This window comes from Burkholderia sp. MSh2, from assembly GCF_000731655.1.
Classification (GTDB): Bacteria; Pseudomonadota; Gammaproteobacteria; order Burkholderiales; family Burkholderiaceae; genus Burkholderia; species Burkholderia paludis.
Map to the genome: position 1 here is coordinate 32,228 of NZ_JPGM01000029.1, position 14,173 is coordinate 46,400.

Here is a 14,173-nt window from a genome sequence, read left to right on the forward strand (position 1 = left end):
CCAGACGTCCATCCGACCATGTCCAACGATACGCATCCCGTCCCGCCCCTTGCACCCGGTGACACGCCGGCCGCGACCGCGAGCCTGAAAGCCCGCTTCTTCAACCCGGCCGCGCGGCAGAAGCTGCTCGCGTTCGCGAGCCTCGTGCTGCTGATCGTGTTCTTCAGCATCGCGTCGCCGAACTTCCTCGAGGTCGACAACCTCGTGTCGATCCTGCAGGCCACCGCGGTAAACGGCGTGCTGGCTGTCGCGTGCACCTACGTGATCATCACGTCGGGCATCGACCTGTCGGTCGGCACGCTGATGACGTTCTGCGCGGTGATGGCGGGCGTCGTGCTGACCAACTGGGGGATGCCGCTGCCGCTGGGCATTCTGGCCGCGCTGCTGTCCGGGGCGCTGTCGGGCTGCGTGTCGGGTTTCGTGATCGCGAAGATGAAGGTGCCGCCGTTCATCGCCACGCTCGGCATGATGATGCTGCTCAAGGGGCTGTCGCTCGTGATCTCGGGCACGCGGCCGATCTACTTCAACGACACGCCGGGCTTCACGTCGATCGCGCAGGATTCGCTGATCGGCAACCTGATCCCCGCGCTGCCGATTCCGAACGCGGTGCTGATCCTGTTCCTCGTCGCGATCGGCGCGTCGATCGTGCTGAACCGCACGATCTTCGGCCGCTACACGTTCGCGCTCGGCAGCAACGAGGAGGCGCTGCGGCTGTCGGGCGTGAACGTCGACGCGTGGAAGATCGCGGTCTACACGTTCAGCGGCGCGGTGTGCGGCATCGCCGGCCTGCTGATCGCGTCGCGGCTGAATTCCGCGCAGCCCGCGCTCGGACAGGGCTACGAGCTCGACGCGATCGCGGCCGTCGTGATCGGCGGCACGTCGCTGTCGGGCGGCGCGGGCAGCATTCTCGGCACCATCATCGGCGCGTTCATCATGAGCGTGCTGACCAACGGCCTGCGCATCATGTCGGTCGCGCAGGAATGGCAGACGGTCGTGACGGGCGTGATCATCATTCTCGCCGTCTACGTCGACATCCTGCGCCGGCGGCGCCGCTGACGCGCGCACCCGCGCGGGCATGCGCTTCACCGCCGGCTCCGGCCGGCGTTCCAGTCGTTCCAGTCGATACGAAGAAAGGAGACGCGAAGTGATCAGGAGCAAGGTGTTGAACGCGATCGTCGGGCTGACGTTCGCCGCGGGCGTCACGGCCGGCGCGCAGGCGCAGGAAACCTACATCCCGCTGATCTCGAAGGGCTTCCAGCATCAGTTCTGGCAGGCCGTGAAATCGGGCGCGATGCAGGCCGCGAAAGACTACAAGGTGAAGGTGACGTTCGAAGGGCCCGAGACCGAGGCGATGGTCGACAAGCAGATCGACATGCTGTCGGCCGCGATCGCGAAGAAGCCGGCCGCGCTCGGCTTCGCGGCGCTCGACAGCAAGGCCGCGCTGCCGCTCCTGAAGAAGGCGCAGGCCGAGAAGATTCCCGTGATCGCGTTCGACTCCGGTGTCGACAGCGACATCCCGGTCACGACGGCCGCGACCAACAACAAGGCCGCCGCGTCGCTCGCCGCCGACAAGCTCGCCGCGCTGATCGGCGACGAGGGCGAGGTGGCGGTGGTCGCGCACGACCAGACGAGCCGCACGGGCATCGATCGTCGCGACGGTTTTCTCGAACGGATGAAGTCGGCGCACCCGAAGGTGCAGGTCGTGACCGTGCAGTACGGCGAAGGCGACCAGCTGAAATCGACCGAGGTGACGAAGTCGATCCTGCAGGCGTATCCGAAGCTCAAGGGCCTGTTCGGCACCAACGAAGGCTCGGCGATCGGCGTGGTCAACGGCGTGCGCGAAATGAAGCGCAAGGTCGTGATCGTCGGGTACGATTCCGGCAAGCAGCAGAAGGACGCGATCCGCAGCGGGCTGATGGCCGGCGCGATCACGCAGAACCCGGTCGGGATCGGCTACAGGACGGTCGAGGCGGCCGTGAAGGCGATCAAGGGCGAGAAGCTGCCGAAGGTCATCGATACCGGCTTCTATTGGTACGACAAGACCAACATCGACGATCCGAAGGTGGCCGCCGCGCTATACGACTGAACGTCGCGGGCGGCAGCGCGTGTCGCGGCCGCCGCCGCGCGACGAACGGAGCACGAGGACGCCATGGGTGCAGTGCGTATCGATTCCCATCAGCATTTCTGGCGCTATCGCGCCGCCGACTATCCGTGGATCGGCGCCGGCATGGGCGTGCTCGCGCGCGACTACCTGCCCGACGCATCGTGGCCGCTGATGCACGCGCAGGCGCTCGGCGCGTCGATCGCGGTGCAGGCCCGCGCCGGGCGCGACGAGACGGCATTCCTGCTCGATCTCGCGCGAGACGACGCGCGCATCGCGGCGGTGGTCGGCTGGGAGGATCTCGCCGCGCCGCAGCTCGCGGAGCGCGTCGCTGAATGGGGCAGCCCGAAGCTGCGCGGCTTTCGTCACCAGATCCAGGACGAAGCCGAGGTCGGCGCATTCGTCGCCGATCCGGGCTTCGGTCGCGGTATCGCGTGGCTGCAGGCGCACGGCTACGTGTACGACGTGCTCGTGTTCGAGCGCCAGTTGCCGGACGTGCATGCGTTCTGCGCGCGGCACGACGCGCACTGGCTCGTGCTCGATCATGCGGGCAAGCCCGCGCTCGCCGATTTCGAGCGCGACGATACCGCGCTCGCGCGCTGGCGCGCGGCGTTGCGCGAGCTGGGCGCGCTGCCGCATGTCGTGTGCAAGCTGTCGGGGCTCGTGACCGAGGTGGACTGGACGCGCGGCCTGCGCGGGAAGGATCTCCGGCACATCGAGCAGTGTCTCGATGCGGCGCTCGACGCGTTCGGCCCGCAGCGGCTGATGTTCGGGTCGGACTGGCCCGTCTGCCTGCTGGCCGCGTCGTACGACGAAGTCGCGTCGATCGTCGAGCGCTGGGCCGAGTCGCGGCTGTCGGCGGCCGAGCGCAACGCGCTGTGGGGCGGCACCGCCGCGCGCTGCTACGCGGTTCCGGCCGTCGCGAAGCGCGGCATATAGAATAGGCGCGAACGGTCGGTGCGATTCGTCAGACCGTCCGCAACGAAACCGATCACCTGCATCAACGTATGTCCATCCAGCCGATTCAGAACCGCCGCCTCTACCAGCAGATCGCCGACAAGCTCGGCGCGATGATCGAGTCCGGCGATTTCCCGCCGGGCAGCTATCTGCCGCCCGAGCGCGAACTGGCCGAGCGGTTCGGCGTGTCGCGCACGTCGGTGCGCGAGGCGCTGATCGCGCTCGAAGTGAGCGGGCTCGTCAGCGTGCGCGTCGGCGACGGCGTGAAGGTGCGCCACCCCGAACCGGCCGCGGCGCCCCGGCCCGCGCCCGAAGCCGCCGCGAAGGCCGCGCCGTTCACGGGCGTCGAGATCGATCCGGAACTCGGCATCGCACTCGATCTCGATACCGAAATCCCGCCGTTCGCGCTGCTGCAGGCGCGCCGGCTGATCGAGCCGGAAGCCGCGTCGCTCGCGGCGAGGCACGGCTCGGACGAGCAGATCGAAGGGATACACGAAGCGTTCCTGCGCAACCAGGACGACAACCGCAGCGGTTCGCTCACGCATCCGGGCGACCGGCTGTTTCACATCCGCATCGCGGAAGCGAGCGACAACGCCGCGTATGCGCTGATGATCAAGCAGTTGCTCGCGCACAAGTACGACCTGATGTTCCAGCGGCTGCAGTCGCTGTACATGCCGAGCGACATGCCGCACCGGTCGGAACTGGAGCACCGCGCGATCCTCGACGCGATCCGCGCGCGCGACCCGGAGGCCGCGCGCCGCGCGATGGCCGACCATCTCGACGAAGTGATCCGCATCTTCGGGCGCGCGCTCGATTGAGTGCGCGCTGACGCATCGGGCAGTCAGAAGCGGTCGGCGCGATACGGTGCGGGATCGGTGAAGGGCGCGTCGCCCGTCATCATCTCGGCCAGCAGGCGGCCGGTGACGGGGCCGAGCGTCAGCCCGTGGTGGTTATGCCCGAACGCGAACCACAGCCCGCGATGCGCGGGCGCGGGGCCGATCACCGGCCGCATGTCGGGCGTGCACGGCCGGAAGCCGAGCCACGGCTGCGGGTCGAGCCGCTCGCCGAAGCCGAACACGGGCCGCGCGATGCGCTCCGCGCGCTCGAGCTGCACGCCGGTGGGCGGTACGCGGCGCCGCGCGATCTCGACCCCGGTCGTCAGCCGCAGCCCGCGCTTCATCGGCGCGATCACGTAACCGTATTCGCGATCGACGATCGGCGCCGACGGCACGCCGCGCGCCGACGGCGCGTAGTGCATGTGATAGCCGCGCTTCTCGCGCAAGGGGATCCTGTAGCCGAACTTGCCGAACACCGTGTCGGACCACGGGCCGAGCGCGACGACCACGGCCGGCGCGGCGGCCGGGCCGTCCTGTGTCCCGACCTGCCAGCCGGGCGACAGCGCGTCGAGGCTTGCGGCGTCGCCGGTCAGCAGCGTGCCGCCGCCCCGCACGAACAGTTGCGCGTACGCTTTGACGAGCGCGGACGGATCGACGACGCTCTTCGGGTCGAGCCAGTGCAGCGCACCGCAGAAGCCGGGGGCGAGGCTCGGTTCGTGCGCGAGCAGCGCGGCCGCATCGAGCGGCGTGATGCCGAGCCCGTGGCGGCGCGCGGTGAGGCCGGCTTCGGCCACGCCGCGTTCGAAGGCGGCCGGCGTGCGGAACGCTTCCAGCCAGCCGTTCGCGCGGACGAGTTCGCCGGCGCCGGCTCGCGCGATCAGCGCGTCGTGCTCGACGATGCAGCGCTCGATCAGCGGCAGCATGTCGCGCGAGGCCGCCGCGTGACGCAGCGGCGCCGATTCCCACCAGAAGCGCGCGAGCCACGGCGCGAATGCGGGCAGCGACGTGCTGTGCCAGTAGAGATCGGTCGAGCGGTTCAGCGCGTAGCGCATCAGCGTGAACGGGCTGCGCGGGAACGGATAGGGTTCGACCGACGAGCGCTCGATCAGCCCCGCGTTGCCGAAGCTCGTGCCTTCGCCGGGCGCGCCGCGATCGACGAGGGCGACCTTGCGCCCGCGATCCTGCAGGTGCAGCGCGACGGAGACGCCGACGATGCCGGCGCCGAGAACGATGACGTCGAAATCCATCGATGGTGGTGAGTGACGGTTAGCCGGGCAAGCGCGACATTGCGGCGGTTGCTTCGCCCGAATGGGACGTTGTTCGAACTGCAAGCATACTCGCGACGGCGCGGGCCGTGTTGGCGGCCGTCGGTCGCGGGCCGCCGGCCGCTCGGGCGTCAGATCTCGATTCCGTGTTCCAGGAGCCGGCTGCGCAGCGCCTCGCGATGATCGCGTGCAACCGTCGCCAGCAGGCGTGCCGCATCCGGCGTGCCGAGGATCGCCCGCTGCGCCGCGCCGGGGCGTGTCCACATCGCGACGGGATTGCGCAGCCACGCCTGCAGGTCGCGCGTCAGTGCGTCGTCCGGATCGTCCGACGGCTCGTTGCGCGCGGCAATCAGCACGATGCACACGAGACTGTCCCACTGATCCCGCGCGCAGATCGAACGTGCGGCATGGCGATCGCCGTACCGATCGAGCACCTGTTCGATCTGCGCGAGCGGGACGAATGCGCCTTGCTCGCACAGGCGCACGGCGGTCTTGCGAATCCTGCGGGCCGGGTCCAGCAGCGCGCGTGCGGCAACCTCGTCCCGGGTGGCCGGCGACAGCCGGGCAAGCAGCATGAGTGCGTGCGCGCGAACCGGGCTGCGGGCATCCGTCGAGAAGCGCTCGATCGTTGCCGTCGCGGCGGGCGCACGCAGTTCGGCGAGCAGCGACAGCGCCGCTCGAACCCGGGTGCCGGGCAATGTGCCCGTATCGAGCAGCGCAATGCAGCGGTCCGCCACCTGTCGGCCGAGTTCGGCGAGCAACCGGGCGGCGGTGGCGCGCACGCTGCCTTGCGAATCGAGCGTCGCTCGCCACAGAAACGGCTCGGTGCCGTCGTCGATGCCTGCGTCGATCATGTGACCGAGCGCGGCGCGACGGACCGGGCCGAACGGGCAGCCGGCCGCGAGATCGATGCAGCGCATGCGATCGCCTGCCGGCACGTCGTCGAGCATGGCCACCGCGCGTCGGGCGACCACGATGTCGCCCGAGGTCAGGCCGTACGTGACCAGTTCGGCCGCCGGCAGGAGCCGATGGGCGAATGCGACGACGCAGGCGGCGCGCCGGAGCCGGAAGTCCGGCGCATGCATCGCGTCGACGATCGTGGCGACGCCGCCCGCCTGCACCAGCCGCTGTTCGAAGGTATGCAGCCAGGGGCCGTGATCGTCGCGCGTGGCCGACGTGAGCCGACGCAACGCGGGAAGCAGCGCGACGAAGCATTCGGGCGGCACGGTCGCGAGCAGGGTGGAGAGTGCGTTCGTCGCGGCGCGCCGGACTTCGGGCACCCAGTCGTTGATGCGTGCGGCAATCGGTTCGAGCAGTGCGCTGTCGCCAAGCTCGACCGCGCGGGCGATCGCCGCTTCGCGTACATAGCCCGAGTAGTGATCGATGAACTGCGCGAGCAGCGCGACGTCGCGGCTCGCGGCGACCGACTGCAACGCGGCGGCGAGCGGCATCGGCTGGCCTTGCTGCAGGTAGACCGTATGCGCGGGCGCGACGGACAGCGGCCGCGCTCCGAAAATCTTGGGGATGAGGTTCATCGGAAGGCGATGCGGAAGAGTGTGCGGTTTCGTCGGAAGAATCGCGGGTGCCGGCCATTCTACGTGAGCGTCCTGCCCGGCAGCGATCGCTTCATCCGGCGCGACCGTCTGCATTCAGGCGAATGCCCGGTCGTGTGCGTCGGGTTGTCGCTATTCGGTTGCTAACGGCGTGCCGGACGTTCTCCCGTCGCGGCCAATCCGCCGATCAATGTCGCGGCGCCGGCGCTGAATCGAAGACGATTGCCGGATTCACGCGCGGCGTTGCGAGCCTGCCGGATTCGGCAGACTGTCTCCCGCTTCCCAGCGGGTGTTTCCCACTGGTGGATCACGCGGATTTTTACCTAAGATGAAGCAATCGTGCGCGTGATACGGTGCCTGCTCGCGCACGGAGGGGGGCGGGAGGCAGCGCCGGAGCGACGCCAGCGGATGTTGCCATCATGGATGCGAAAGTATGCGCGGCGGCTGCCGGTTTTGCGACGGTAACGACGCCAACGGGCGCGGCGGCGATCGCCGCGCGCAAGACGGGCCGGCCCGGCCGTACCGCTTCGCTGCGCCACGCTCTGCTGGCAATCGTTTGCGTTCTGGGTGCGGCGCCGGCCGTGCTCGCGGGGGTACCCGCGGATGCGGACGATCCGGCCGACACCATGCACATCGTCGCCGCCGCAAGCGCTGCCGATCCCGCGGCGGCTCCCGATCATGCCGTTTCGTCACACGATGCCGCCGTGCGTCAGGTCGTGCTCGGCATCGTCAGCTTCACGCGCTGGCCGACCACGCCCGTTCGCCTGCACCTGTGCGTCACGGGCCGGCCCGACTACGCGCGCGGCCTGACCGATACGCTGCAGGCCGGCTCGACGCTGGTCGACGTGCAGCGTGTCCGTTTCGACGATCCTTCGCTCGGCATCGCATGCGACGTCGTGTATCTCGGCACCTTGAACAACGACGAGAGAACGCGCGTGCGAACCGCGCTGGCCGGCCATCCGGTCCTGACGATCGCGGAACACGATCCGTCGTGCACCGCGGGCGGCATGTTCTGCCTCAATATCGACGGCGACCGGGTGTCGTTCGACATCAATCTCGATGCGGTGGCGCGCAGCGGCGTGCGCGTGCATCCGAACGTGCTCAATCTCGCGCGACGGCCGGGGGCACCATGATGCGGCCCTTGCTCCACGTGTCCCCGTCGCGCATGTCGCGCCCCACGCTGCAAAGCGTGTTGCGCCGCGCGCACCTGCGTCTCGCATTCGTCGCCATCGCGATGGCTGCCGTGTCGTTGATCGTCGTCGCCGTGATCGCGTTGCGCGCGTATGCCGGCAACAACCTGAACCTGCTCGCCCGCTCGCTCGGCTATACGGTCGAGGCGGCGCTCGTGTTCGGCGATCGCGTCGCGGCGAACGAGGCGATCGGGCTGATCGCGAGCGAGGAGGACGTCGCGCAGGTCGAGGTGACCGACAGCAAGGGCCAGTCGTTCGCGACGTGGCAACTGCCCGCCGGAAACGGGGTCGCGCGGCTCGAGCGCGTCGTTGCCGACCTCGCGCTGCCCGGGCCCGTGGCGGTGCCGGTCGTGCACGACGGCATCGTTGTCGGGCAGGTCGTCGTGCGCGGCCGCGGGCACCAGTTCTTCGGCTTCCTGCTGGGCGGCGTCGGCGGTATTCTCGGCTGTCTGGCCGTCAGCGTGTTCGGCGCCTATGTGAGCTCGAAGCGCCTGTTGCGCAACATCGTCGCGCCGCTGCGCGCGCTCGCCGGCGTCGCGCACGCGGTGCGGCGCGAGCGGGCGTTCGCGCGGCGCGTGGAGCCGGCGGCGATCGCCGAACTGAACGAGCTCGGCGATGACTTCAACGCGTTGCTCGACGAATTCGAAGACTGGCAGAACACGCTGCGCGACGAAAACGCGTCGCTCGAACACCAGGCGACGCACGATGCGCTCACGGGGCTGCCCAATCGTGTGCAGTTCGAGTCGCGCCTGACGCGCGCGCTCGGCGATGCGAGTGCGACGGGGCAGCGGGTCGCGATCCTGTATCTCGACTGCGACCGCTTCAAGGAGATCAACGATTGTCTCGGTCACGAGGCCGGCGACGCGGTGCTGGTCGGCGTCGCGTCGCGGCTGCGCAAGCAGGTGCGCGAGACCGATCTGGTCGCTCGCCTCGGCGGCGACGAATTTGCGGTGATGCTGGCGGCGGTGCGCGAAGCGGGCAGCGTGTGCCGGGTCGCCGACGAGATATTGTCAGGCATGGCGCCGTCGATCGAGCTGTCCGACGGCCGCATGGTGGCCACCATGATGAGTGCCGGCGTTGCGCTGTATCCCGACCACGCGTCGGACGCGAGCGGTTTGCTGCGCGCGGCGGATGCAGCGATGTACCGGGCCAAGCGCGCCCGGCCAGGCTCCTGGCAGCTGGCCGAAGGCGTCGCGGGACCGGTTTGACCGATTGCTTCGCGCTGCGGGCGAGGCCGCAGCCGTCGATGACAACAAGCGCGCCCGGCGCGGGCGCACTCGAAGGGGATGCGACATGAACCACTCGTTTCCTGTGGGCATCGGGCGTGCGTGCGTCTTGAGCACGCTGCTGCTGTGCATGCTGCTGGGCGGCTGCAAGACGCCGCCGCTTCATCGCGGACTGACGCAGACGCAGGTCACGGTGCTCAAGTCCGCCGGTTTCCAGGAAACCGAACAGGGTTTCGAGTTCGGCTCGACGGGGCCGATCCTGTTCGATTTCGACCGCTACAACCTCAAGCCCGATGTGCGCCGGATCGTCGAGCGGATCGGACGGACGCTCCACTCGGCCGGGATCAACGGGGTGCGGGTCTACGGCTATTCGGACGAAGAGGGCGCGGCCGACTACGACGTCGAGCTGTCGCGGCGGCGGGCGGAGGTGGTGGCGATCGAGCTGGTCGATATCGGACTGGATGCGAAACGGATCTCGGTCGTCGGGAAAGGGAAGCTCGACCCGGTGGGCGACAACCGGACGCCGGTGGGCCGGGCGCAGAACCGGCGGGCGGCGATCGTGGTGTCGCCGCGGTGAGTATCGCGCGGGGCGGCGCGCCGATTGCGGGCGCTCGGCTGCCGGCGGACAACACGGAACCCGGAACGTCGCGATGCAGTTCGTTGTAACGGTTCGCCATCGTTGCGATATCGATATCCGGAGGTCGGTTCGCAAGCAGCGGCCTCCTGCATTCATGGCGCGCGGGACGTAGTGTCGGCCGAAGCGGTCGATGACGAACGGGTACGGCACGCCGGATGCAAAAAGATTTTTTCAGTTATCCGAATAGAATCGTTCCGTCTGTTTATTTGAGCGCGGGCTCGCCATCGGGCGAGCGAAGCGGCGTCCGGAACGTGTATGGCCATCGAACCCCAGGATCTGCTCCCGTATTTCGAACGCGAGATGGCGCTGCTGCGTCGTTCGATGCAGGCATTCGCGGCGCGCTTTCCCCGAATCGCCGCGCGACTGGCGATCGCCGGCGAGCATTCCGACGATCCGCACGTCGAACGCCTGCTGCAGGCGTTCGCATTGATGGCGTCGTTGCACGATATCCGCCTCGACGACGATGTGCCCGCTTTTACGCACAGCCTGCTCGAGACGCTGCACGGCGCATTCCTGCGCCCGTTTCCTTCCTGTGCGATCGCGCAATTTCATGTCGACCTGACCGGCAATCAGACCGGGCCACGCGTCGTTTCCCGTGGCGAGCACCTGATCGCACCGGCTGGTCGTGAAGTATTCCGCATCACGGACGGAGTCACGATCGTGCCGCTTGCCGTTTCGGATGTGGGTTACACGACGTCGGCGACCGCGCCGCGCGATGCGGCGCTGCCGTCCGACGCGACCGGCCTGTTGACGATCACGTTCGAGCTGACCTCGCCGGACGCGACGTTCGCGATCGTGCCGGACAGGTTGCGCCTGCATTTCACCGGCGCGCGCGAAATCGTCGCGGCGCTCATGGACGCCGCCCTGCTTTTTGCCGTGCGCGGTTTCGCCGAGGCCGACGAATCCGGGTGCTGGAAGCGACTTCCCGGCACGCCATTCAAGGCGGTCGGCGTCGAGCCGGCCGATGCGCTGCTCGATATGCCGCGCGACGATGCGCTCGGGCCGTTTCACCTGCTGATGGAGTACTGCGCCGTCCCGGAGCGCTTCGATTTCGTCGAACTGGATATGCGAGCGCTCAAGCGGATCGCGGGCGGCAGCCGTCGCGTCGCGCTGCGCGTGGCGATCGCGGGCGTGCATCCGGATTCTCGTCGGGCGCAGCACCTGGCCGCCGCGATGGCCGAACATGTGCGCTTGTTCTGTACGCCCGCGATCAATCTTTTCCCGAGCGATGCCGAGCCGATCGAGACTTGTCCCGGTGGTTCTTGTTACACGGTGAAGGCGCTGGCACGGAAGGGCGGGTCGCAGACGAACATCTGGTCGGTCGACTCGGTTCGCGAGATGTCCGACGCCGGTGCGTCGATCCTGCCGCCGTTCGAGTCATTGCGGCACGGGACGGGAGCTGATCGAGGGCCATTCTGGACCGTGTTGCGCGACGAGGCCGGGCGGGCCGTGAAGAAGCCTGTCGATCCGGGCGACACAAAGGCGGCCATGACGCCGTCTCCGGACGACACGGCAGGGCGGCGCCGCGACATCGAACTGGCACTGATCGACCGCGACGGCCGGCCTGCCGATCCCGGGCGGCGCAAGCTGGCGATCCGGCTTTCCTGTACCCAGGGCGATCTGTCCGGGATGCAGGGGCGCGAGCTGGTCCTGCCCTCGGGCGGTTCGGCCGGGGCGATCGCGCTGGTGAACCGGCCGACCCTGAGCCGGCCGCCGGCTTTCCGCTACGGCGAGCTGTGGGATGTGCTGTCGCTGCTCGTGCCGCAGGCGATCCGGCTCGACGGCGGCGGCCTGACCCAGATCAGGCGGCTCGCCGCGCGCTGGGCTGCTGGCTCGGTCGATGCCGGGCGGCGCTTCGACGCGCTCGTCTCGCTGTCGACCACCCGCGTCCGGCGTTGGCTGCCCGGCAAGCCGGCGTCGGCGTTCGTGCCGGGGCTCGAAGTGCGGCTGGTGGTCGATGAGCAGCGTTTCGCCGGATTCAGTCTTGGCGTATTCGCGCACGTGATGGACCGGTTTTTCGCACCCTGTGTTCCGGCGACAAGCTTCGTGCAGGTCGTGCTGGTTTCAGCGCATACGGGTGCGCTGCTGCGACGCGGCGAACCGTGCCCCGGCGTCCAGCCGCCGGTCTAGTTTTTCGATTTTGGGGGCGCGAACGGAAACGTTTGCCGGTGGCTTCCGCGTTGTCGGAATTTGTCCTACATTATCGGGGCTTCGGGCCAGCCAGACGGCCCACGGAACCTGAGATCACACGCAAGGAACAAGAATGAGTTTCGCTCCGAACGGCGGTATTCCCACTGGTTTCGGCGGTGGCGGGCTGGGCTCGCTGAGCGCGCTCGGCGGCCTGGCTGGTACGGTTGCGTCGAGTGTGGCCGGTAGCATCGGTCCGCTCGCCGGCCTGGTCGGGCACGTCGACACCGTCCAGCGCGCGATGCAGCTTGCGCAGACCGGCTTTTCGCTGATGGACAAGACGCCCGGCGCGGTCGCCGAGGCGATCAACGGCGCTGCCACCCCCGCGCGCCTGACCCAGCTCAACCGCTACGTGACGCTCGATACGCCGCTCGGCCCGGATGTGCTGCTGGTCAGCGCGGCCGTCGTCGACGAGTACGTGAACCGCTTGCCGGAAATCCACCTCGACCTGCTGTCGCATCGCCACGACCTGCGCCCCGAGGACCTGATCGGCCAGCAGGTCAAGATCCGGCTCGACCAGCAGGCGCGCCTGTCGACGCTCGAACGCGTCGTTGCCTCCGGCACCGGCGACAACGACCGCTACTTCGACGGCTATGTCGCTTCGTTCGACCGGGCCGGCAACCCCGGCAACGTCACGCAGTACCACCTGACGGCCGTGCCGTGGTTCTGGTTCCTGACCCGCTCGACCGACTGCCGGATCTTCCAGAACAAGACCGCGCAGGACATCCTCACCGAGATTTTCCAGGAACACGGCTTTTCCGATTTCGTGTTCGACATCCGGACGAGCGAGAAGCCGCTCGAGTACGTCGTGATGTACCAGGAGAGCTACTACAACTTCTGCGCGCGGCTGATGGAGCAGGAGGGGCTCGTCTGGACGCACCGCTACGAGAAGGACAAGCACATCCTGGTGATCGGCGATACGAATCTGCTGTTCCGTCCGATCGACGGGCTGGCGACGGTGCCGTTCGCCGCGACCGAGGCGAGTGAGGACAGCGGCATCGACCAGTTGCACGAAGGCCGGCGCTTTGGCGTCGGCAAGGTCACGTTCCGCGACTTCAACCACCAGAACCCGTCGTCGCCGCTGATGCTGGTGGAGGCGGGGCCGCAGAACCTCAAGCACGCGCGGCTCGACGCGACCGAGCGCTTCGAGCACCAGTCGCTGTACGACCATGGCGACGACGGCAACCGCTACGCCCGCTTCGCGATGGAGGCCGAGGAGGCGCAGGCCCACCGTTATACCGGCGGCGGTTACGCGTGGCGCATGACCACGGCGGGCGCCGTCACCGTGGCGAATCATCCGGTGCTCGAGAACAACCAGGAATACGTGATCCTGCAAGTGCGTCACGAGGCGGTAAACGATTACACGCAGCACAGCGCGAAGCTGCCCTATCGCAACAGCTTCGCGCTGCTGCCGAAGAAGGTTCCGTATCGCGCGCCGCGCGGCACGCCGAAACCGGTGATTCACGGCACGCAGTCGGCGATGGTCGTCGGGCCGAAGGGCGAGGAAATCTATACCAACGGCAGCGCGGTGAAGGTGCATTTCCCGTGGGACCGGCGCGGCAAGAAGGACGGCTCCGATTCGATGTGGGTGCGCGTGTCGCAACCGTGGGCGGGCGACGGCTGGGGTGCGGCCGCGATTCCGCGGATCAAGCAGGAAGTGCTCGTCGCGTTCAACCAGGGCGACCCGGACAACCCGGTGATCGTCGGCCGCGTGTACAACGGCGAGCAAGGCAACCCGTACCACGGTACGGCCGGCCAGACGATGGGGATCAAGAGCCAGACGCACAAGGGGCAGGGGTCGAACGAGATCCGCATGACCGACACGAACGGCATGCAGGAATTCTTCATGCACGCGCAGAAGGACATGAACACCGTCGTCGAGAACAACGAGACGCACAAGGTGCTCGGGCCGCTGCGTACCGTGCTGGTGGCCACCGGCAGCGAAGAGAAGCAGATTCCGCAGGGCAACCTGACCGAGACGATCGCCGAGAAGCGCAGCACGACCGCGACCACCGTCGAGGTGCTGACGCCGGCCAAGGACGGCGGCGGCGGCACGCAGGTTCACGTCGCCGAGCGCGGCATCCTGCTGAAGGTGCAGGACAGCTCGATCTCGCTCGCGCCGGAAGGCATTCGCCTCGAGCACAAGGGCTCCGTGATCCTGATGACCGACGACGGCGTGATGATCAACGGCCAGCGCATCGATCTCAACAAATAAGCGAAC

The 14,173-nt window shown here is 68.3% G+C and carries 11 protein-coding genes; 9 read left to right on the top strand and 2 right to left on the bottom strand.

What is annotated here, in order from left to right; translation table 11 throughout:
• The first annotated feature begins 18 nt into the window (after positions 1 to 18).
• The 4 genes from GQ57_RS18950 to GQ57_RS18965 all read left to right on the top strand — a co-directional run bounded on the left by GQ57_RS18950 (position 19) and on the right by GQ57_RS18965 (position 3,876).
• Entirely contained in the window at positions 19 to 1,056 is a 1,038-nt protein-coding gene (locus GQ57_RS18950; protein WP_034198709.1) for an ABC transporter permease, read from the top strand.
• An 88-nt stretch (positions 1,057 to 1,144) separates the two neighbouring features.
• Positions 1,145 to 2,086: an ABC transporter substrate-binding protein gene (locus tag GQ57_RS18955; RefSeq protein WP_034198710.1), complete on the top strand. Its 942-nt coding sequence runs from the start codon at positions 1,145 to 1,147 to the stop codon at positions 2,084 to 2,086.
• A gap of 63 nt (positions 2,087 to 2,149) precedes the next feature.
• A complete protein-coding gene (locus GQ57_RS18960; protein WP_031402816.1) occupies positions 2,150 to 3,040 on the top strand; it encodes an amidohydrolase family protein in 891 nt (296 codons plus the stop codon).
• A gap of 68 nt (positions 3,041 to 3,108) precedes the next feature.
• Positions 3,109 to 3,876, top strand: coding sequence for a FadR/GntR family transcriptional regulator (locus GQ57_RS18965; RefSeq protein ID WP_034198711.1), 768 nt, complete (start codon positions 3,109 to 3,111; stop codon positions 3,874 to 3,876).
• A 23-nt stretch (positions 3,877 to 3,899) separates the two neighbouring features.
• Here the strand turns inward: GQ57_RS18965 and GQ57_RS18970 are convergent, their stop codons facing one another.
• Both GQ57_RS18970 and GQ57_RS18975 read right to left on the bottom strand, forming a co-directional pair.
• The gene (locus tag GQ57_RS18970; RefSeq protein ID WP_034198712.1) at positions 3,900 to 5,141 is read right to left on the bottom strand and encodes an NAD(P)/FAD-dependent oxidoreductase; all 1,242 of its coding nucleotides are present in this window, start codon (positions 5,139 to 5,141) and stop codon (positions 3,900 to 3,902) included.
• 149 nt (positions 5,142 to 5,290) lie between these two features.
• A complete protein-coding gene (locus tag GQ57_RS18975; protein ID WP_034198779.1) occupies positions 5,291 to 6,694 on the bottom strand; it encodes a hypothetical protein in 1,404 nt (467 codons plus the stop codon).
• Between the two features lie 437 nt (positions 6,695 to 7,131).
• Here GQ57_RS18975 and GQ57_RS18980 point away from each other — a divergent pair, with 437 nt between their 5' ends.
• The 5 genes from GQ57_RS18980 (at position 7,132) to GQ57_RS19000 (ending at position 14,167) form a co-directional block, all read left to right on the top strand.
• Positions 7,132 to 7,845, top strand: a complete 714-nt coding sequence (locus tag GQ57_RS18980) for a YfiR family protein (RefSeq protein ID WP_034198713.1) — start codon at positions 7,132 to 7,134, stop codon at positions 7,843 to 7,845.
• Positions 7,845 to 9,110, top strand: coding sequence for a diguanylate cyclase domain-containing protein (locus tag GQ57_RS18985; RefSeq protein WP_442856740.1), 1,266 nt, complete (start codon positions 7,845 to 7,847; stop codon positions 9,108 to 9,110). Before GQ57_RS18980 ends, GQ57_RS18985 begins: the two co-directional genes overlap by 1 nt.
• Before the next feature lie 85 nt (positions 9,111 to 9,195).
• Positions 9,196 to 9,705 (top strand): OmpA family protein, encoded by a 510-nt coding sequence (locus tag GQ57_RS18990; RefSeq protein WP_034198714.1) that lies wholly within the window; start codon positions 9,196 to 9,198, stop codon positions 9,703 to 9,705.
• Between the two features lie 381 nt (positions 9,706 to 10,086).
• Positions 10,087 to 11,895, top strand: coding sequence for a type VI secretion system baseplate subunit TssF (gene tssF / locus GQ57_RS18995; RefSeq protein WP_235215098.1), 1,809 nt, complete (start codon positions 10,087 to 10,089; stop codon positions 11,893 to 11,895).
• A 133-nt stretch (positions 11,896 to 12,028) separates the two neighbouring features.
• On the top strand, positions 12,029 to 14,167 hold the full coding sequence (locus tag GQ57_RS19000; RefSeq protein WP_031402824.1) for a type VI secretion system Vgr family protein: 2,139 nt from the start codon (positions 12,029 to 12,031) through the stop codon (positions 14,165 to 14,167).
• The last annotated feature ends 6 nt before the right edge of the window (positions 14,168 to 14,173 follow it).